We start from the raw sequence: 21,386 nt of genomic DNA on the forward strand, positions 1-21,386 counted from the left end.
GGAAAGGGTTCCCTTATTCCGCCGGCATCGCCTGCGGTTCGTCGCTGAGCGGGTAGGACAGATGCGCCAGCATCTCCTTCGGGCAGACCTGCAGGAAGTTCGCCTTCTCGGTCTCCCAGTGCTGGAGAATATCGGCCCCTTTGCGCGAGCCCGTCTCGGCGACGTGACGCTCGATCAGGCCTTTCAGCTCGGCTTCCCAATGCTCGTGGCCCAGACCGCAGGTGACAAGGCTTTCGAGATTGATCAGCTCTTCCGCCGTGTTGTCCGGATCGTAGAGATAGGCCATCCCGCCGGTCATCCCCGCACCGAAGTTCGGGCCGATCGAGCCGAGGATCACCGCGACGCCGCCGGTCATGTATTCACAGCCGTTGGAACCGCAGCCCTCGATCACCACTTTCGCACCCGAGTTGCGCACCGCGAAGCGCTCGCCTGCGCGGCCCGCCGCAAACAGGTGGCCCTCGGTCGCGCCGTAAAGCACGGTGTTGCCGATGATCGTGTTCTCGGAGGCGACCAGCGGCGAGGCCATCGGCGGACGCACGACGATCATGCCGCCCGAGAGACCCTTGCCGACATAGTCGTTGGCATCGCCCGACACTTCGATCTTCAGCCCCGGGGCCGCGAAAGCGCCCAGCGACTGACCGCAGGAGCCGGTCAGCTTCACCGTCAGGTGGTCCGATTGCAGCGCGTTGCGCATCCCGAAGTTCTTCACGATATGGCTCGAAGCGCGCGTCCCGATAGTGCGCAGCGTGTTGCGCACCGCGTAGGAGAGCTGCATCTTCTCGCCTTCCTCGAAGAAGCGATGACCATCCTTGATGATCTCCGCATCGAGCGTGTCCGAGACCCAGTTACGCGGCTTCGAACGGTCGTAGACGATCTTGTCCCAGCCATCGACGGTGATCAGGAGTGGATTGAGATCCAGATCGTCGAGATGGGCGGAGCCACGGCTCACCTGGCTGAGAAGATCGGCGCGACCGATCACCTCGTCGAGCGAACGCGCACCGATCGAGGCGAGGATCTCGCGCACTTCCTGAGCGTAGAAGGTGATGAGGTTCACCACTTTGTCCGCCGTGCCGGTGAACTTGGCGCGCAGCTCGGGGTCTTGGGTGCAGACGCCAACCGGGCAGGTGTTCGACTGACACTGACGGACCATGATGCAGCCCATCGCGATCAGGGCGGCGGTGCCGATGCCGTATTCCTCGGCCCCCATCATCGCGGCCATCACGATATCGCGGCCCGTGCGCAGACCGCCATCGGTCCGCAGGGTGACGCGTTCGCGCAGGTTGTTCATCGCGAGCACCTGATGCGCCTCGGTCAGACCCATCTCCCACGGGAGACCGGCATATTTGATCGAGGTCGCAGGCGATGCGCCGGTGCCGCCGTTGTGGCCCGAGATCAGGATAATGTCGGCCTTCGCCTTCGCCACACCGGCCGCGATCGTGCCGACGCCCGAGGACGCAACCAGCTTCACCGTCACTTTGACCTTCGGGTTGATCTGCTTGAGGTCGTAGATCAGCTGCGCGAGGTCTTCGATCGAGTAGATGTCGTGGTGCGGCGGCGGCGAGATCAGCGTCACGCCCTTGGTCGAGTGCCGCAGACGCGCGATCAGGTCGGTGACTTTCATCCCCGGAAGCTGACCGCCTTCGCCGGGCTTGGCGCCCTGAGCGACCTTGATCTCGAGCTCTTCACAGTGGTTGAGGTATTCGGCGGTCACACCGAAACGACCCGAAGCCACCTGCTTGATCTTCGCCGACGGGTTGTCGCCGTTGGGCTCGGGCACGAAATGCGCCGGGTCTTCGCCGCCTTCACCCGAGTCCGACTTCGCGCCGATCCGGTTCATCGCGACGTTCAAGAGCTTGTGCGCCTCGGGCGACAGCGCCCCCAGCGACATGCCCGGCGTCACGAAGCGCTTGCGGATCGAGGTGATCGACTCGACCTCTTCGATCGGCACCGGTTTGCCCAGCGATTTGATATCCAGCATGTCGCGGATATGGATCGGCGGGTTCGCCCGCATCATCGAGCTGTATTGCTTCCACAGATCATAGCTCGCGCGGTTACAGGCCGATTGCAGCATGTGCATCGACTGCGCGCCCCACGCATGGGACTCGCCGGTGCGGCGGGCCTTGTAGAAGCCGCCGATCGGGAGCACGTCCTGACCGCCTTTCCAGCCTTTCGCATGCACACCTTCCAGCGCGTGCTGGATGCCGTGCAGACCGATACCGGAGATGCGCGAATGCATGCCGGGGAAGTATTCCGCGACCATTGCGCGCGACAGACCCACGGCTTCGAAGTTCAGACCGCCGCGATAGGAGGAAATCACCGAGATCCCCATCTTCGACATGATCTTCAGCAGGCCGGCGTCGATCGCATCGCGATATTTGCGCATCGCGTCGACCAGCGTGCCGCCCAGCAGACCGCGGTCGATCCGGTCGGCCAGCGTGTCCTGCGCGAGATAGGCGTTCACCGTGGTCGCGCCCGAGCCGATCAGAACCGCGAAGTAATGCGGGTCGATACATTCCGCCGAGCGCACATTGATCGAGCAGAAGGTCCGCAGACCTTTCTGCGTGAGCCAGCTATGCACGGCGCTCGTCGCGAGGATCATCGGCATCGCAACCTTGTCTTCGTCCTGCTCCTCATCGCTCAGCACGATATGGAGCGCGCCCGAGCGCACCGCGTCTTCGGCTTCCTGACGGATCCGGGTCAGACCCTCGCGCAGCGCATCCTGATCGGCATTGGCCGGGAAGGTACAGTCGATGATCGTCACCTGCTCGCCGAATTCGTTGAGCATGTGATCGAATTCGGAATTCGCGAGGAACGGGCTCTCCAAGATCCAGATCTCGGTCTGCGAGCTATCCTCGTCGAGCACGTTCTTGAGGTTACCGAAGCGCGTCTTGAGCGACATCACCCGGCTTTCGCGAAGCGAGTCGATCGGCGGGTTGGTCACCTGGCTGAAGTTCTGACGGAAGAAATGGCTCAGCGGGCGATATTGCTTGGACAGAACCGCAGGCGGCGTGTCGTCGCCCATCGAGGCGATGGCTTCCTTGCCGTCCTCGGCCATCGGCGCGAGGATCTGTTCGATCTCTTCGACCGAATAGCCAGCCGCGACCTGACGCTTGCGCAGTTCACCGCCCGAGAATTTCGGGTTTTCCGGCACGTCGACGAGGATCGCGTTCAGATCGGTGACCTTGCCGACCCATTCGCCGAAGGGCTGGGCCGCGGCCAGTTTGTCCTTGATTTCGGTGTCGTGGTAGAGCTTGCCCTCGCGCATATCGACCGCGATCATCTGACCCGGACCAAGCGCGCCTTTCTCGACAACGCTCGCCTCGTCGACCGGCACCATGCCGGCTTCCGAGCCCGCGATCAGCACGCCGTCGCCGGTGATGACATAGCGCAGCGGACGTAGACCGTTGCGGTCGAGACCGCCACAGACCCAACGACCATCGGTCATCGCCAGCGCCGCCGGGCCGTCCCACGGCTCCATCACGGCGTTGCAATAGGCATACATGTCCTGCCACGCGGAGGGCATCGTGTCGGTGGATTTCGACCACGGCTCGGGGACGAGCATGGTCTTCACCATCGGCGCGTTGCGGCCCGAACGGACCATCAGTTCGAACACCGCATCGAGCGCGCCGGAGTCGGACGCCCCCGCCGGGATGATCGGCTTGATGTCTTCGGCGCTGTCGCCGAAGGCCGAGGAGGCCATGCGGATTTCATGGCTCTTCATCCAGTTGGTGTTGCCCTTGATCGTGTTGATCTCGCCGTTATGCGCCAGCATCCGGAAGGGCTGCGCCAGCCACCATTGCGGGAAGGTGTTGGTGGAATAGCGCTGGTGATAGATCGCGAAGGCGGACTCGAAGCGCTCGTCCTTCAGGTCGGGATAGAATTCCGCGACCTGCTCGGCCAGCATCATGCCTTTGTAGATGATCGAGCGGCACGACAGCGAGCACATGTAGAGCCCGTTGATCTGCGCCGCGATCGCCGCTTTCTCGATACGGCGGCGGATGATGTAGAGCTCGCGCTCGAACTGCTCCTCGTCGATATCCTTGTCGTTGCGGATCAGGATCTGCTCGATCTCGGGGCGGGTCGAATTGGCTTTCTCGCCCAGCACCTCGGTGTTCACCGGAACGTGGCGCCAGCCGTAGATGTAGTGACCCATCCGCAGAACTTCGGATTCCACGATCGTGCGGCAGCGCTCCTGCGCGCCGAAATCGGTGCGCGGCAGGAAGACCTGACCGACGGCGACCATTTTCTCCATGTCCGGCTCGTGGCCGGTGCGGCGGATCTGGTCATAGAAGAAGGGGGCGGGGATCTGGACGTGGATGCCCGCGCCGTCGCCGGTCTTGCCGTCGGCATCGACCGCGCCGCGGTGCCAGATCGCTTTCAGCGCGTCGATGCCGTTCTCCACGACGCGACGCGAGGCCTTGCCGTCGATCGACACCACGAGGCCGACGCCGCAGGACGCCTTCTCGTCTTCTTCCTTCCACAGCGAATTCTCGTTCATCCACTGGCGTTTCGCTTCCTCGGCGGCCACCCAGGCTTCGTCATATTTGGTCATTGCAGTGCCTCCTTGGAGAAAGAGCGGGAAAGGGGGGCGAGGCTGACTTGCGTGGGCCGAAGATCGGCCTGCGTCATCATCAGGTCGCAGTCATATTCGGGCGTCTCGGTCGAGAAACCGGGATCGCCGGGAAAGTCGAAGCGCACGGGGCTGTCGTCATAGCTCACGACATCGCCCTGATCGTTCTCGAACCGCTCCGCGCCGCTGAAAAACACGCGATATTTGCGCGAGATATATTGCGTGCCGGTGCGGGTCGCGACGGTCTGGCCGTTCTGGTCATCCTCGCGCAGATCGAAGGTGATCGTCTCGAGCGGGACATCGTCGATGCTGACCGACTTGCCCGTGAGGGTATCGCTGCCGACATAGCGGCGCAGACCCCGATAATTCGAGCGCGTGACGAAATCGTAATCGTCCTTGCCATCCGACAGGAGCGCCGAGAACGAGGGAGCATCCTTCGATGCGCCCGGATCGAACATCTCGATCTCGCCGTTATCGGTCGACACGCTTTCAAGCCAGCGCGTCTCGGCATCGATATGGCTCAGGTAATAGATGCCCTCACCATCCGCGAAGGCGGTCCAGAGATCTCCCTCCGGATCGGCGGCGCAGCGGTAGTAATTGGCCACCTGACAGTTATGCATCTGCACGGTCATGAAGACCTCGCAGCCCTGCGGCGGCGCGAAGTCTTCGGCATGGGCGGGCAGGGCGCTGAACAGCCCCCCGCAGATCGCCATGCCGAGAAAATTCGACCGCATCGCATACATTCCTTTTCAGATCGGCAGGGCGCGGATCACTCCGCCGCCACCGCCGCCACGTTTTCGAGATAGCGCAGGATCGAGCCCGCCGCTTCGCGCCCGTCGCGGATCGCCCAGACGACGAGGCTTGCGCCGCGCACGATGTCGCCCACCGCATAGACGCCCGGGATCGAGGTCGCGTGGGTGCCGAATTCGGCCTTCACGGTGCCCCAGCGGGTCGTTTCCAGATCGTCGGCCTCCCAAGTGCCGGGCAGGTCTTCGGGCTCGAAGCCGAGCGCCTTGATCACCAGATCGGCCTCTTCGTCATAGATGCCGCCCTCGATCTTCTCGGGGCTCTGACGGCCGGACGCATCCGGCGCGCCCAGACGCATCTGCTGCACCGAACAGTTGGTGACCGGGTTGCCCGAGAAGGCCGCAGGTGCGGAGAGCCAGACGAATTCCACGCCCTCTTCCTCGGCGTTCTGCACTTCGCGCTGCGAGCCCGGCATGTTGGCGCGGTCGCGGCGATAAAGACATTTCACCGACTTGGCGCCCTGACGGATCGCGGTACGCACGCAGTCCATCGCGGTGTCGCCGCCGCCGATGACGATGACGCGCTTGCCTTCCGCGTTCAGCGTGCCGTCTTCGAACTCGGCCACGTCGTCGCCAAAGCTCTTGCGGTTCGAGGCGGTAAGATAGTCGATCGCGCGCACGATGCCGGCCGCATCCGCGCCCTCGTCGGTCAGTTCGCGCGTCTTGTAGACGCCCGTCGCGATCAGCACCGCGTCATGCTTGCCGCGGATCGCGTCGAAGGAAATATCGGTGCCGACATTGCAGTTCAGCACGAATTCGACGCCGCCATCTTCCAGCTGCTTCACGCGCTGCATGACGATGTCTTTCTCCAGCTTGAAGCCGGGGATGCCATAGGTCATCAGGCCGCCCGCGCGGTCATAGCGGTCATAGACCGTGACCTGCACGCCAGCGCGACGCAGCGCGTCGGCGGCCGCCAGACCGCCCGGGCCCGCGCCGATGATGCCGACGCTTTCGGCGCGCTCGGTCGACGGTTTGATCGGTTTCACCCAACCCATGTCGAAGGCGGTGTCGGTGATGTATTTCTCGACCGCGCCGATGGTGACGGTGCCGTGGCCCGACTGTTCGATCACGCAGTTGCCTTCGCACAGACGGTCCTGCGGGCAGATGCGACCGCAAATTTCCGGGAAGGTGTTGGTGGCCTGCGACATCTCGTAGGCTTCCTGCAGACGGCCTTCGGCGGTCAGGCGGAGCCAGTCGGGGATGTTGTTATGGAGCGGGCAATGCGTGTGGCAATAGGGCACGCCGCATTGGCTGCAGCGGCTCGCCTGCTCGGCGGCCTTCTCGGCCGCGTATTCGCGATAGATTTCGTTGAAATCATGGGAGCGCACGTTCGCGTCGCGCTTCTGAGGCATCTCTTTCGCCGTCTTGACGAACTTGAGCATCGGTTGCTTGGCCATTGTGGCGCCTCCCTAGAAAACCGGTGGGTGCGCATGACTACACTGCCTGCCACAGCAATAAAAGTAAGCAAGGCTGACCTAAATGTGCATTTTTTGCGAGAGGCGCACGAGAAGGCACCTCAAATTCGCTCAAAATAGGTCAGCTTCATTTACTTTGTTGCCGCTTTACCCTGATTTTCCTGAGGATCACGCGCTGCCGAAAAGCGATTCGCCTTCGTCAGCCTAACACACCGACCGCCGCAAGGCTCAGCAGGAGCCCGCCGAAGATGATCCGGTAGATCGCGAAGATGGTGAAACGGTGCCCCTGAATATAGCCAAGAAGCCATTTCACCGCGACAAAGGCCGTGACGGTCGAGACGACGAAAGCGATGCCGAGCCCGGCCCAATCCTCGTTGCCGCCGGTCCCGTCCTTGAGCTGCTTGAGCAATTCGTAACCGCTCGCCGCGTACATGGTGGGAATACCGACGAGGAAGGCGAATTCGGTCGCCGCCGCCCGGTTCGAGGTGCCCAGAAGCATCGCCACGAAAATCGTCGTGGCCGAGCGCGAGGTGCCCGGAAAGACCCCGGCCACGATCTGCGCGATCCCGACCGCGATGGCGACGCGCCAGAAGATTTGGCTGTTATCGGCCTGCCGATCCGCGACGCGTTCCGCAAACAGCATCCAGAAGCCGCCGATCACAAGCGCCCAGGCGACGGGTTGGATCGTTGTCGGCAGCTCGAAGCCCATCTTTTTCACGATCAGGCCCAAAACGGCGGTGATCAGGAAGGCCACGGTGAGCTTCGCGAGATAGTCGCGGTTCTCCGGATTGCGCCAGTTGAACAGAAGCTCCATCAGGCGACGCCAATAGATCAGCGTCACAGCGAGGATCGCCCCGGCCTGAATGACGATATTGTAGGTATCCGAGCGCGTGCCAAGCCAATGTTCGGCCAAGATCAGGTGGCCAGTGCTCGAAATCGGGAGAAACTCGGTGATCCCTTCGATCACACCGAGCAGAACGTCGTTCAGATAGCTCAAGAAATACCGCCTAGGTCAGAGAGGCGCCGCAAGCGGCACCGGGGAGGAAGGAGGGGGTTATGTCTTGCGAAGGTTCTTCGCCGAAGCTTTGATGTCGTCATATTGCCCACCGGGGCGGAAGCGCCACAGGTAGCCGGGCATCACCGCTTCCATTGCCATAGGCTGAATTCCGAGATCGGAGAAGCCTTTCGCGCCCTCGGACACGACATTGTCAGCTTGCAGGTTCTTCACCTGATCGCGCGTGAGAATGCGGTTAGTGAACAGCCCGCCGGTGACCGCCTGACCCAGATCGAAGACGCCGCCGAGGATGCTCGCGATCCAGCGCGGCAACGACAGTACGAGGCGACGACGGTGAATCACCGTCAGCATCTGCTTCATCAGGTCGTGGAACGTCTCCACATCCGGCCCGCCGAGTTCATAGGTGCCGGGCGAAACTTCCCCGTCCGCTGCCATCACCGCGACCTTCGCCACGTCGTCGACGAAAACCGGCTGGAATTTCGTGTGACCGCCGGTGATCGGAAGGATCGGGGTGAAGCGCGACATCGAGGCGAATTTGTTGAAGAACCCGTCCTCGTTGCCGAAAATGATCGAGGGGCGCAGGATCACGGCCTGCGGATAGGCGTCCAGCACCGCCTTCTCGCCTGCAGCCTTGGTGCGGGCATATTCGCTCTCGCTGTCGGGATTGGCGCCGATGGCCGAGATCTGCACCAGTTTCGGCACATCCATCTCTGCGGCGATACGCGCCACGCGACCCGCACCTTCGGCTTGCACGGCGCCGAACTTGTTCTTGCCTTCATTGACGAGAATACCGACGCAGTTGATCACCGCATCCGCGCCCTGCATCGCCGCGCGCACGCTGGCGTCGTCGCGAATGTTGCAGAAGACCGGCTCGACTTGCCCGACCGCACCATAGGGTTTGACGAAGAGCGCCTCGTTCGGACGCCGGACCGCAACGCGAATCCGCCAACCGTCCTTTGCCATGCGCTGCGCGATATAGCGCCCGACGAACCCCGAACCGCCGTAGATCGTAACCAGCTTGGACATGGGCAGAGGCCTTTCCTTGCAAGAATTTCGTTCTTTGATTACCGCCTCGCCCCCGCGGGAACAAGGCCAAAGACCCGAAGAGTCGAAGCTTGCGAATTTTTCGTGTCGATCCCCGTTGACAGTCCCAGCGCCGCTATGTATCTCGCGCTCCACGACACCTGCCCAGGTGGCGGAATTGGTAGACGCGCACGGTTCAGGTCCGTGTGCCGCAAGGCGTGGAGGTTCGAGTCCTCTCCTGGGCACCATAAACCAAGCGAAAAGCTCGGAAAACTTCGGTTTTCCGAGCTTTTCTCTGTCTTGGGCCTGATTTTGCCTCAAAAACGGTCCCGCATGTGAATTTCATGAGGTGGGTTATGAATATCGTTCGTGAGGCTCGACCCTGAGGCGTAACGATAAGATTCGGGCGCACCGGTTCCGGTTCAGTGGAGCAAATGCGGAAAGGATTTGGTGGCGCGCCCAGTTGAGCATTGGCTCGCCATCTCTTCAGCGCGATTACCGGCTCGCCTAAAGCCGCGCAGGCAAGTCCACCGACGCCGCCTGATCCAGCCGATGAAGGCTTGGCCTTCACGGGCCAAGGCGGCCAGTCAACTGCCCGCTACCTGGGGAGCGCGGTTGACCGGTCGCTGTCTCATAGTGCGCGTCGCGCCCTTACCCCGAAGTCGCCGTTTTTTGCGCCGCCGATGGCAGGATTTTACCCCGCCGTTGACAGTTGCTCCTCATCGTCAAGGCTCTGCGCGGGCCGCCGACCTCCTTAGCGCGGCAAAAAGGGGCCTCTTCGCGCGATCGTCTCGTTTCCATGTCCTCTCGAATGAATTTGTTCAGCTAAAAACGTTTGACACAAATTTGGAACGTTCCTATAGGTATTTGGAACGTTCCTATTTGCTGAGTCTTTTTGGGGCGTGTCGACTGAAATCTTGTCTGGGGTCGGCAATTTGGATTGGGAGAAGCGAACTATGGGCACGATCGTCAGTGCATCGGAAGCAGTGGGGAAAATCGCGGATGGCGCTATCATCACGGTGTCCTCGTCTTCGGCGTTGGGCTGCCCCGATTCCGTGCTCAAGGCGATCGGCGAGCGCTTCGATCAGGAGCAACATCCGCAGAACCTGACCATGATCCATCCGATCGCTGCGGGGGACATGTACGGTGTGAAGGGCATCGATCACATCGCCAAGGATGGTCTGCTCAGCACAGTTCTGGCCGGATCCTATCCGTCGGGTTCGTCGAACCTGCCGATGCCGGAAATCTGGAAGATGGTCGTCGAGGATCGGGTTGCTGCCTATAACGTGCCCTCCGGCATCCTGTTCGACATGCATCGCGAAGCGGCCGCGCGGCGTCCGGGGGTGATGACCAAGGTCGGTCTGAAAACCTTCGTCGATCCCGAGCGCGAGGGCTGTGCGATGAACGATCGCGCAGCAGGCGCCCCCATCGTGCGCCGCGTGGAATTCGATGGCGACACCTGGCTCCATTTCCCGAATATCTATCCCGATGTCTGCATTCTGCGCGCAACCACCGCCGATGAGCGCGGCAATCTGACCTATGAGCACGAAGGCGCCTATCTCGGCGGGCTCGAGCAGGCGATTGCGGTGCGCAACAATGGCGGGCTGGTGATCGCGCAGGTGGAGCGGGTTACAGCGGCGGGTTCGCTGCGTCCCCATGACGTCCGGGTGCCGGGCCATCTCGTGGATTACGTGGTCGTGGACGAAGATCAGAAACAGACCTGCGAGACTCCCTATGATCCGGCGATCTCGGGTCAGGTAATGCGTCCGTGGTCGAGCTTCGAACTGGCCGAGCACGGGATCGAGAAGGTGATCGCACGGCGCGCGGCAATGGAGCTGCGCGGAGGCATGACGGCCAATCTCGGCTTTGGGATTTCGGCGATGGTGCCGCGCATCCTGCTCGAGGAAGGCCATCCCGACGCGGTCACCTGGGCGATCGAACAAGGCGCGGTGGGCGGGATGCCCCTGACCGGCTTCGCCTTCGGCTGCGCATCGAACGCCGATGGCTACGTGCCCTCGCCGCAGCAATTCATCTATTTCCAGGGCGCCGGGTTCGACATGTCCTTCCTGTCCTTCCTCGAAGTCGATGTGGAGGGGAACGTGAATGTCTCCAAGCTCGGCAAGAAACCTTACCTGACCGCTGGCTGCGGCGGTTTCGTCGATATCACCGCCCATGCGCGCAAGATCGTCTTCTCGGGTTGGTTCGAGGCCGGGGCGCAGATGGAGATGGACGCGACCGGCATCCGTGTCCGTGCGCCCGGCAAGTTCACCAAGATGGTGGACCGGGTCGAGCATGTCACCTTCTCCGGGGAGCGTGCGCGCGAGCAGGGGCAGGAAGTGCTCTATATCACCGAGCGCTGCGTGATGCGGCTCGATGACAAAGGGCTCATCGCGACCGAAATCATGCCGGGGATCGATCCCGAGCGGGACATCGTCGGCGCCTCCGAGGGGCGGGTGCGCGTGGCGGAGAATGCCGTCACCATGTCCACGAAGCTTCTCGCCGATGCCCCGATGGGGTGGACGCCATGAGCGATATTCACCTGATCATCGACGGCGCGGTTGCAGAGCTGCGTCTCGACAACCCGGCGAAGATGAACGCCCTGACAGTGGAGATGCTGCGCGCGCTCAAGGCGCATCTCGATCGGATCGAACGCGATGTCGAGATTCGCTGCGTGCTAGTGACCGCCGAGGGCGACCGGGCCTTCTGCACCGGGGCGGATATCAACGGTTGGGGCGATCTGAGCCCCGCCCAGTTCGCGCGGCATTGGGTCCGCGACGGACACCGGATCTTCGACCGGCTGGCGCGCCTCTCGAAGCCGACGATTGCGGCGCTGAACGGACACGCCTTCGGGGGCGGTCTCGAACTTGCCGCAGCCTGCGACCTTCGGGTCATGGCACCCGGCGCCAGCCTTGCCCTCCCGGAAGCTGGCGTCGGGATCGTTCCCGGTTGGTCGGGCACGCAGCGGCTGATGCGTCTGCTGCCCGAACCGATGGTGAAGGAGATGGCGCTTTTCGGTCACCGGGTGAAAGCCGAGCGGGCTTTGGCGGTCGGCTTCGTGGCCGCGGTCTCCGACGATCCGCGCGCCGCAGCGCAGACCCTGATCGACCGTGCGCTCGGGCTGTCGCCCCGCGCCGTCGAAATCACGAAATCGATGATCCATGTCGCGGCGGGTGAAGATCGCGGCGCCATGGCTGAGGCGCTCGGAAGTGCCGCCATTTCGGCCAGCGAAGATCGCGCCGAAGGGGTCACGGCTTTCCGCGAGAAACGCAAACCTAATTTTTCGGGACTTTGAACATGACCGAGCTGAACCTGATCTCCGCCGTTGACGCGGCGATCCCCGCAGAGCCCTTCATCTGTCGTCACCTGATCGCAGGCGAGTGGCGCGACAGTGCCTCTGGCGAGACCTACGATCGGATGTCCCCGGCGCATGGCTGCCTCGTGAGCCGCGCGGCGCTGGGCGCCGAAGCCGATGCGGAAGCCGCGATCGTCGCGGCGCGCGAAGCGTTCGACAGTGGCGTCTGGAGCCGGATTTCGGGCAAGGAACGCGCCACGATCCTGCTGCGCGTTGCCGATCTGATCGAGGGCAATGTCGAGCGCATGGCACTGCTGGAGACGCTCGAAAGCGGCAAGCCGATCTCGCAGTCGCGGGCCGAAGTGTCGGGCGCGGCCGATCTGTGGCGCTACGCGGCTTCGTTGGCGCGCACCATGCATGGGGACAGCCACAACACGCTGGGGCCGGACATGCTCGGCGTCGTCGTGAAAGACCCGATCGGCGTCGTGTCGATGATCACGCCTTGGAATTTCCCGTTCTGGATCCTGAGCCAGAAGCTGCCCTTCGCGCTCGCCGCCGGCTGCACCACGGTCATCAAGCCGTCCGAACTGACGCCGTCGACGACGGTGATGCTCGGGGAACTGCTGTTCGAGGCGGGGATGCCCGCGGGCGTCGTGAATATCGTTCTGGGTTACGGGCCTGCCGTGGGCGGCCTGATGTCGACGCATGAGGCCGTGGACATGGTGACCTTCACCGGCTCGACCGCGGTCGGCAAGGCGATCTCGGCGGCCGCGTCGAGCACGTTGAAGAAGGTCGCGCTGGAGCTTGGCGGGAAGAACCCGCAAGTCGTGTTCCCAGATGCCGATATCGAGAGCGCAGCCGATGCGATTACCTTCGGCGTCTATTTCAACACCGGGCAATGCTGCAACTCGAGCAGCCGGATCATCGTCCATGAAGATATCGTGGATGAGGTGGTCGAGCGCGTGGTGGAACTGTCGAAGCGCGTGGCTTTCGGCGACCCGCTCGATCCCCGCACGCAGGTCGGGGCGATCATTTCCGTCCAGCATCAGGGCAAGATCGACGATTACGTTCGCGCAGCCGTCACCGAAGGCGCAGAGATCGCGCTGGGTGGCGGGCCGATGACCGTGCCGGGGCTCGAAGGGCAATTCTATCAACCCACCGTCGTGCGCGGCGTCTCGCCCGAGATGGCGATCGCCCGCGAGGAGGTCTTCGGACCGGTGCTTTCGGTTCTGACCTTCCGCACGATGGACGAAGCGGTAGCGCTAACGAATGATGCAAGCTACGGTTTGTCTGCGGGCGTTTGGAGCGAGAACGTCCACACCTGCCTCGAGTTCTCGACGCGGGCGCACGCTGGGACCGTCTGGACGAATACCTGGATGGACGGTTTCCCGGAATTGAGCTTCGGCGGGGTCAAGCAATCCGGTCAAGGGAGAGAGATCGGACGCTACGGCCTCGAGGAGTTCTTCGAGATCAAGACGCTCGTGATGCGCATCGGTCGCACGCGAGAGCCTTGGGTAAGACCCGAATGACCTGATCGGTCGCACGGGAGGAGAAGTGTAACGACAACGCAGAGGGAGGAAAATCATGCGTAGTTACATCGGACGGACACTGAAAATGGCGAGCGTTCTGGCGCTCGTCGCAGGTTCGGCACAGGCGGAGGATGTGGAGGTCCTTCACTGGTGGACTTCGGGCGGCGAAGCAGCCGCGCTCAACGTTCTCAAGGACGATCTGCAGAAAGAAGGCATCGGCTGGAAGGACATGCCCGTTGCAGGTGGCGGTGGCCAAAGCGCGATGACCGTGCTGCGTGCGCGTGTCACCTCGGGTGATCCGCCGACCGCGGTTCAGATGCTCGGCTTCGACATCTCGGACTGGGCGCAGCAAGGCGCGCTGGCCGATCTCGACAAGGTCGCGGCCGATGGCAACTGGGATGCCGTGGTGCCTGCGGCGCTGCAGAAGTTCTCGAAATATGACGGCCATTGGGTCGCGGTTCCGGTGAACGTGCACTCGACCAACTGGGTCTGGTCGAACAAGAAGATGCTCGCCGATCTCGGCATCGAAGAGCCGAAGACCTGGGACGAGTTCATCGCTGCGATGCAGAAGGTGAAGGATTCCGGGAAGATCGCGCTCGCCGCGGGCGGCCAACCCTGGCAGGAAGCCACGATGTTCGATGGCGTCGTGCTGTCGGTCGGTGGCCCCGAGTTCTACAAGAAGGCCTTCGTCGATCTCGATCCCGAAGCGCTCGGCGGTCCGCAGATGGTCGAATCCTTCAAGCGCATGGAGCAGCTTCACAGCTTCGTCGACCCGAACTTCTCGGGCCGCGACTGGAACCTCGCGACCGCGATGGTCATCAATGGCGAAGCCGCCTTCCAGATGATGGGCGACTGGGCCAAGGGTGAATTCCTGCGGGCCGGCAAAGAAGCCGAGGTCGATTTCGGCTGCTTCCGCACCCCGGGGACCGCAGGCGATGTGACCTTCAACTCCGACCAGTTCGCGATGTTCAAGGTCGGCGGGGATGCGCAGGCCGCGCAGGACGCGATGGCGAAAGCCGTGATGTCGCCCTCGTTCCAGATCGCCTTCAACACGGTGAAAGGCTCTGTTCCCTCGCGCACGGACGTGTCGGACGAAGAGTTCGACGCCTGCGGCAAGAAGGCGATGGCTCAGCTGAAATCGGCGAGCGAGAACGGCACGCTGCTGGGTTCGATGGCGCATGGCCATGCTGACCCGGCTTCGGTGAAGAACGCGATCTATGACGTGGTGACGGCGAATTTCAACGGCGAATATGACGCCGAGACCGCCGCCAAGGAACTCGTCAAGGCCGTGTCGCTGGCTCAGTAACAGGCCCTCGGGCCGGTCGATCTGACCGGCCCGAACCTCACCCATCCGTCTCATTTCCCCAAAGGAGAGAGCAATGGCCCGTCCGGTCCAGTCAGACTTGCGTACCCGGCTTCAGGAATGGATTCCCAAGATCGTCCTCGCGCCCTCTGTCGCGTCCATGTTGATCTTCGTCTACGGCTTCATCGTGTTCACCGGGTACCTGTCGTTCACAAACAGCCGGATCCTGCCGAGCTTCGACCTTGTCGGCTGGCACAATTACTGGCGGCTTTTCCAATTGCCGACCTGGACGATCGCGGTGCAGAACCTTGCGATCTTCGCCTCGCTCTACATCGCGATTTGTATCGCGATCGGCCTCACCCTCGCGATCTTTCTGGATCAGAAAATCCGCGGCGAGGGGATGTTGCGCCCGATCTTCCTCTATCCGATGGCGCTTTCGTTCATCGTGACGGGCACGGCGTGGAAATGGCTTCTCGATCCGGGCATCGGCATCGAACATACCCTGCATCTCTGGGGATGGGAGAGCTTCCATTTCGGTTGGATCAAGAGCTCGTCCATGGCGATCTACACGGTGGTGATCGCCGCGGTCTGGCAAAGCTCGGGCTTCGTCATGGCGATGTTCCTCGCCGGGCTGCGCGGCATCGACAACGAGATCCTGAAAGCGGCACAGATGGATGGCGCCTCGAACTGGAACCTCTATCGCCGCATCATCATTCCGCAGCTTCGGCCCGCGTTCCTGTCGGCCTTTGTCATCCTCGCGCACCTCGCGGTCAAATCCTATGACCTCGTCATCGCGCTGACCGGTGGCGGCCCGGGCCGGGCAACCGAACTGCCCGCGACCTTCATGTATTCCTACACTTTCACCCGCAACGAGATGGGCGTGGGCGCAGCGTCGGCGGTTATCATGCTGATGACCATCGCCGCGATCATGATCCCCTATCTCTACGCTGAACTGAAGGAGCCGAAGTAATGTCCGGCGCCGTCGATACCGGGGTCGCGATCCGCACAAATCGCGTGACCCGCACCTTCATCTATCTCTTCCTGCTGCTGTTCGCGCTGTTCTACCTGCTGCCGCTCGCGGTGATGCTGATCAACTCGGTCAAACCTCTGAGCGAGATCACGGGCGGCAACATGATGGCGCTGCCCAATGTCTGGACCTTCGAGCCTTGGCGCGAAGCCTGGTCCTCGGCCCAGATCGGCGTTCAGCCGACCGGCCTGCGCCCCTACTTCATCAACTCGATCCTGATCGTGGTTCCGGCGGTGGCGATCTCGACCATCATGGGCGCGCTCAACGGCTACGTGCTGACCAAGTGGCGGTTCCGCGGCGACACGATCCTTTTCGGGATGCTGCTGTTTTCGTGCTTCATTCCGTTCCAGATCGTGCTGATCCCGATGGCGCGGGTGCTGGGCATGATCGGGCTCGCAGGCTCGGTGCCGGGGCTGATCCTCGTCCACGTCGTCTACGGGCTCGGCTTCACGACGCTTTATTTCCGCAACTACTACTCGGCCTTCCCGACCGAGCTGGTGCGCGCGGCGCAGATCGACGGGGCCGGGTTCTTCCGGATCTTCTACCGCATCCTGCTGCCGCTGTCGGGGCCGATCATCGTGGTCACGATCATCTGGCAGTTCACCAATATCTGGAACGACTTCCTGTTCGGGTCGTCCTTCGCCGGGCAGGCCAGCCAGCCGATGACCGTCGCCTTGAACAACCTCGTTCAAAGCTCGACCGGCGTGAAGGCCTACAACGTTCACTTCGCGGGTGCGATCCTTGCGGCGCTGCCCACTCTCATCGTCTACATCGTCTCGGGGCGCTTCTTCGTGCGCGGCCTGATGGCGGGCTCAGTCAAGGGGTAATGCCAATGGGTCTCCTCGATATTTCAAACGTCACCAAGTCCTACGGCGCGGTCGAAGTGCTACACAGCGTCGACATCTCGGTCGATGAAGGTGAATTCCTCGTGCTGGTCGGCCCGTCCGGCTGCGGCAAGTCCACGCTTCTGAGCATGATCGCGGGGCTGGAAGGGATCACCTCCGGCGAGATTTCGATCAAGGGGCGCACGATGAACGGTGTGCACCCGTCGAAGCGCAACATCGCGATGGTGTTCCAGTCCTACGCGCTCTACCCGAACATGACCGTCGGCCAGAACATCACTTTCGGTCTCGAGATGCATGGCACACCCAAGCCCGAACGCGAGGACGCGATGAACCGGGTGGCGGAGATGCTGCAGATCGACAATCTGCTCTCGCGCAAACCGGGGCAGCTTTCGGGCGGTCAGCGTCAGCGCGTCGCAATGGGCCGTGCTCTGGTGCGTGACCCGGATGTGTTCCTGTTCGACGAGCCGCTGTCGAACCTCGACGCAAAACTGCGCGTCGATATGCGCACCGAGATCAAGAAGCTGCACCAGAGCCTTGGCACCACGATCGTCTACGTGACCCACGACCAGATCGAGGCGATGACGCTCTCGACCCGGATCGCGGTGATGAACAAGGGCTATGTGCAGCAGCTCGGCACGCCGAAGGAAATCTACGACACGCCGTCGAATGTCTTCGTGGCGACCTTCATGGGCAGCCCCGCGATGAACGTGTTCCCGTCGCGGATCGTGGTGAAGGACGGTGCGCCCCATGCGGCCGTGACGGGCCATGACGGGGTGGAGCAACTGCTCCGCTTTCCGCAAGCCAATCTCGCCGCGTGGGACGGGCGCGAAATCCTTCTCGGGATTCGGCCGGAGACGATCACCGATCCGGAGGGGGCCGATCGCAACGCCGCCCATATCGCATCGCTGCGCAACCATATCGGTGTCACCGAACCTGCCGGGTCCGATACTTTCGTGACGATGACGCTGGGCGGGCGCGACGCCATCGCCCGGATGCGGGCCGATGTGACCGTGCGGGCGGGCGAGATCTTCGATTTCGCCGTCAACATGGACAAGGCGGTGGCCTTCGATCCCAAGACGGAGGAGCGCATCCAGCCATGAGCGATGCCGACGTCATCATCATCGGCTCGGGCATGGGCGGTGCGACCACGGCGGCGGCACTGGCCCGGACGGGGCGGCGCGTGCTGGTGCTCGAGCGTGGCGAACGCCTGCCCGACACGCCGGACGCGCGCGACCCGGACGCGATTTTCGCGCGCGGTCATTACCGCCCCGAGGAAACCTGGCTCGATGGCGATGACGTGCCGTTCAACCCCGGCAATTACTACAATGTCGGCGGCAATTCGAAATTCTACGGCGCGGTTCTGATGCGCTACCGCAAGGCGGATTTCTCGCCCGTCGCGCATCAGGGCGGGACCACGCCGGGCTGGCCAATCGCCTATGACGAGATCGAGCCGTTTTACCAGAAGGCCGAGGCGCTCTATCAGGTGCGCGGTCAGCTTGGAGAGGACCCGACGGAGCCGCGTCATTCCGGTCTCTACACCCATGCGCCGGTCCCGGACGAGCCCGATATCAAGGCGCTCCGGCGGCGGTTGAAATCGGTCGGGCTGCATCCGTCCTCCCTGCCGCTCGGGGTCGATATCGACCGCTGGCTCACGCATGGGCAGACGCCTTGGGATGCGTTCCCCGATACCTGCGGCGGCAAGATGGATGCCGAAAGCGTCGGTCTGGCGACGGCGCTGAAATCCCCGAATGTGGAGCTGATGACGGGCGCGCGGGCGCAGCGTCTGATCGTGGACGACGAGAACCGCATCAGCGGGGTCGAGATCGAGAAAGATGGGCAGACGCAGACACTCACGGCGTCGGTCGTGGTGCTCGCCGCCGGGGCAGTGCAAAGCGCGGCCCTCTTGCTGGCCTCTGCGAATGAGCGCCATCCGACCGGGCTGGCGAACGGTTCCGATCAGGTCGGGCGCAATTTCATGAACCACAACTGCTCGGCCGTTCTGGCGCTGCACCCGCTGCGCCGGAACCGGGCGGTCTATCAGAAAACGCTGGCGATCAACGATTTCTATCTGTCGGGCGGGGCGAACGGCGCGCCGCTGGGCAATATCCAGCTGCTCGGCAAAATCTCCGGTCCGATCCTCGCCTCGGCCTCGCCGCTGCCGCGACCGGTGGCGAGCTGGATCGCCAACCGCTCGGTCGATCTTTACGCGATGTCCGAAGACCTGCCCAATCCCGAGAGTCGCGTGACGCTGAAGGACGGCAAGATCCGGCTCGACTGGAAGCGCTCCAACTGGGAGGCCCATCTCGAACTCGTCGCCATGCTGCGCCGGAAGCTGCGCGCTGCGGGCTATCCGATCGTGCTCGCGCGGCCGTTCGACCGGCAGACCCCGTCGCATCAGTGCGGGACGGCGCGGATGGGTAACGATCCGGCGTCGAGCGTCGTCGATACGTTCTGCCGCAGCCATGATCACCCGAACCTGTTCATCGCCGATGCGTCCGTCCTGCCGACCTCGGCTGCCGTGAACCCCGCCCTTACCGTCGCGGCGCTCGCCCTGCGCGCAGCCGAGCATATCGCACAGACAGAGCTTGCCGCCTGAGCCACCCGGGCTGCGGCGAGAGACTTGGCCAAAGGAGGCCAGCATGAAGACGACTTACGATTTCATCATTATCGGCGGTGGTTCGGCGGGCTCGGTGCTGGCCGGGCGTCTCTCCGAGGACCCGTCGGCTGACGTGTTGCTGCTCGAGGCGGGCGGCAGCGATCGCCACCCGTTCTATCATCTGCCCGCGGGCTTCGCGAAGATGACCAAGGGCATCGGCAGCTGGGGTTGGGACACGGTTCCGCAGCGCCACATGCAGAACAAGGTCTTTCGCTACACGCAGGCCAAGGTGATCGGCGGCGGCTCCGCGATCAACGCGCAGGTCTATACCCGTGGCAATGCGCGCGATTACGACGAATGGCGTCAGATGGGATGCACCGGCTGGGGCTATGAGGACGTGCTGCCCTATTTCCGCAAGGCCGAGGATAACGCGAGCCTCGAGAACCGGTATCACGGCAAGGGCGGCCCGCTCGGCGTGAGCGATCCGCGTGCGCCCCTGCCGGTCTGCGAGGCCTATTTCGAAGCGGCCGCCGAGCTTGGCATTCCGCGAAATTACGACGTGAACGGCGAGAAGCAGGACGGGGTCGCCTATTACCAGCTGACTCAGCGAAATGTGCGCCGCTCCTCGGCCGCGATGGCCTATGTCGCGCCCAATCGTCACCGCGAGAACCTCACGGTGAAGCTGGGTGCTCAGGTGCGCCGGATCGTGGTCGAGAATGGCCGCGCCACCGGGGTCGAGCTTGTCGATGGCACGCGGCTTCGGGCGGAAAGCGAAGTGCTGCTCTGCTCCGGGGCGATCGGCTCGCCGCGGCTGCTGCAGCTGTCGGGGATCGGGCCGGCGGATGAGCTGGCCTCGCTCGGGATCGATGTCGTCTTCGACCAGCCGGAGGTGGGGTCCAATCTGCAGGATCACCTCGACCTTTATTGCATCAGCGAACTCTCGGGCCCCTATAGCTACGACCGTTATGCGAAACCGCATTGGGCGGCGCTGGCGGGGCTGCAGTATCTGTTCGGACGCAAGGGGCCGGTGGCGTCGTCTTTGTTTGAAACCGGTGGCTTCTGGTATGCCGATCCCGAGGCGCGGTCCCCGGATCTGCAGTTTCACCTCGGGCTCGGGACCGGTATCGAACACGGCGTCGTCTCGATGCCGCAGGGCGGTATCACGCTCAATTCCTGTTACCTGCGCCCGCGCTCGCGCGGCAGCGTCCGCCTGCGAAGCGACGATCCGGCGAAGGCGCCGCTGATCGATCCGAACTACCTGCAGGATCCGCTCGATCGCGAAATGTCGATCCGGGGGCTGAAGCTGACGCAGGAAATCCTGTCGCAATCGGCTCTGCGCAAATATATCCTCGCCGAGCGTCTTCCGGGGCCTGACGTCCGAACCGATGAGGATTACTTCGATTTCATCTGCACCCATTCGAAAACGTCGCATCACTGCGCGGGGACATGTCGCATGGGCGCCGATCCGGGAGCTGTCGTAGACCCGACATTGCGGTTCAACGGGATCGAGGGGCTGCGCGTCGTCGACAACTCGATTATGCCACGTGTGATCTCGTCCAACACCAACGCCGCGGCGATCATGATCGGCGAGAAAGCCGCCGATATGATCCGCGCGGCACATGGAGGCTGACATGACAGTGCGCCACATTGTTCTCGTCAAATTCAAATCCGAGCTGAGCGAGGAAGAGATCGCGCCGCTCTGGCAGGAGCTGCATGCGATCGAGGGCAAGGTGGACGGGCTTGGCGCGATCTGCGCGGGCCGCTCCGAGAGCCCCGAGAAGATCGAGCGCGGTTACATGCACGGCTTCACGGTCGATTTCCGCGACTGGGAGGCGCTCGCCGCCTATCAGGAACATCCCGATCACCGGGCGCTCGGTGCGAAGCTCGTGGCCAACGCCCAAGGCGGGATCGACGGCATCCTCGTCTTCGACCTTGAGATCGCGGCACAGCCGCAGGGGGCGTGAC

General features: G+C 63.0%; 15 protein-coding genes and 1 tRNA gene. 11 read left to right on the top strand and 5 right to left on the bottom strand.

Translation table 11 applies throughout. The features are described from left to right. Window positions 1-13: 13 nt before the first annotated feature. From gltB to BMI91_RS16165, 5 genes are all read right to left on the bottom strand, one after another. Window positions 14-4,552 carry a glutamate synthase large subunit gene (gene gltB / locus BMI91_RS16145; protein ID WP_078605890.1) on the bottom strand — a complete coding sequence of 1,513 codons (4,539 nt, stop codon included), beginning with the start codon at window positions 4,550-4,552 and terminating at the stop codon, window positions 14-16. Then, the gene (locus BMI91_RS16150; RefSeq protein ID WP_244176667.1) at window positions 4,549-5,304 is read right to left on the bottom strand and encodes a hypothetical protein; all 756 of its coding nucleotides are present in this window, start codon (window positions 5,302-5,304) and stop codon (window positions 4,549-4,551) included. The genes gltB and BMI91_RS16150 overlap by 4 nt, the downstream gene beginning before the upstream one ends. 35 nt (window positions 5,305-5,339) lie before the next feature. Further along, entirely contained in the window at window positions 5,340-6,773 is a 1,434-nt protein-coding gene (locus tag BMI91_RS16155) for an NAD(P)-dependent oxidoreductase (RefSeq protein ID WP_078605892.1), read from the bottom strand. Between the two features lie 217 nt (window positions 6,774-6,990). Continuing rightward, window positions 6,991-7,788, bottom strand: coding sequence for an undecaprenyl-diphosphate phosphatase (locus BMI91_RS16160; protein ID WP_078523332.1), 798 nt, complete (start codon window positions 7,786-7,788; stop codon window positions 6,991-6,993). Between the two features lie 57 nt (window positions 7,789-7,845). After that, the gene (locus BMI91_RS16165; protein WP_078605893.1) at window positions 7,846-8,832 is read right to left on the bottom strand and encodes a complex I NDUFA9 subunit family protein; all 987 of its coding nucleotides are present in this window, start codon (window positions 8,830-8,832) and stop codon (window positions 7,846-7,848) included. Between the two features lie 160 nt (window positions 8,833-8,992). Between BMI91_RS16165 and BMI91_RS16170 the strand changes: the two genes are divergently transcribed. From BMI91_RS16170 to BMI91_RS16220, 11 genes are all read left to right on the top strand, one after another. Beyond that, a tRNA-Leu gene (locus tag BMI91_RS16170) sits at window positions 8,993-9,077 on the top strand. A gap of 708 nt (window positions 9,078-9,785) precedes the next feature. Continuing rightward, complete coding sequence (locus tag BMI91_RS16175) at window positions 9,786-11,357, top strand: acyl CoA:acetate/3-ketoacid CoA transferase (protein ID WP_078605894.1); 1,572 nt, start codon at window positions 9,786-9,788, stop codon at window positions 11,355-11,357. Beyond that, complete coding sequence (locus BMI91_RS16180) at window positions 11,354-12,121, top strand: enoyl-CoA hydratase/isomerase family protein (protein ID WP_078605895.1); 768 nt, start codon at window positions 11,354-11,356, stop codon at window positions 12,119-12,121. Before BMI91_RS16175 ends, BMI91_RS16180 begins: the two co-directional genes overlap by 4 nt. Before the next feature lie 2 nt (window positions 12,122-12,123). Further along, complete coding sequence (locus BMI91_RS16185) at window positions 12,124-13,650, top strand: aldehyde dehydrogenase family protein (RefSeq protein WP_078605896.1); 1,527 nt, start codon at window positions 12,124-12,126, stop codon at window positions 13,648-13,650. Window positions 13,651-13,705: 55 nt separating this feature from the next. Beyond that, complete coding sequence (locus BMI91_RS16190) at window positions 13,706-14,956, top strand: ABC transporter substrate-binding protein (protein WP_078605897.1); 1,251 nt, start codon at window positions 13,706-13,708, stop codon at window positions 14,954-14,956. A gap of 73 nt (window positions 14,957-15,029) precedes the next feature. After that, window positions 15,030-15,923, top strand: a complete 894-nt coding sequence (locus BMI91_RS16195; protein ID WP_078522163.1) for a carbohydrate ABC transporter permease — start codon at window positions 15,030-15,032, stop codon at window positions 15,921-15,923. Next, on the top strand, window positions 15,923-16,807 hold the full coding sequence (locus BMI91_RS16200; RefSeq protein ID WP_078522164.1) for a carbohydrate ABC transporter permease: 885 nt from the start codon (window positions 15,923-15,925) through the stop codon (window positions 16,805-16,807). Before BMI91_RS16195 ends, BMI91_RS16200 begins: the two co-directional genes overlap by 1 nt. Before the next feature lie 5 nt (window positions 16,808-16,812). Further along, window positions 16,813-17,925, top strand: coding sequence for an ABC transporter ATP-binding protein (locus tag BMI91_RS16205; RefSeq protein ID WP_078605898.1), 1,113 nt, complete (start codon window positions 16,813-16,815; stop codon window positions 17,923-17,925). Then, a complete protein-coding gene (locus BMI91_RS16210; protein ID WP_078605899.1) occupies window positions 17,922-19,421 on the top strand; it encodes an FAD-dependent oxidoreductase in 1,500 nt (499 codons plus the stop codon). Before BMI91_RS16205 ends, BMI91_RS16210 begins: the two co-directional genes overlap by 4 nt. Window positions 19,422-19,464: 43 nt before the next feature. Next, window positions 19,465-21,051, top strand: coding sequence for a GMC family oxidoreductase (locus tag BMI91_RS16215; protein WP_078605900.1), 1,587 nt, complete (start codon window positions 19,465-19,467; stop codon window positions 21,049-21,051). Window position 21,052: 1 nt separating this feature from the next. Next, window positions 21,053-21,385, top strand: coding sequence for a Dabb family protein (locus BMI91_RS16220; RefSeq protein ID WP_093477220.1), 333 nt, complete (start codon window positions 21,053-21,055; stop codon window positions 21,383-21,385). Window position 21,386 lies beyond the last annotated feature (1 nt).

Origin of the sequence: Thioclava sediminum, assembly GCF_002020355.1 — a bacterium.
Lineage (GTDB): Bacteria > Pseudomonadota > Alphaproteobacteria > Rhodobacterales > Rhodobacteraceae > Thioclava > Thioclava sediminum.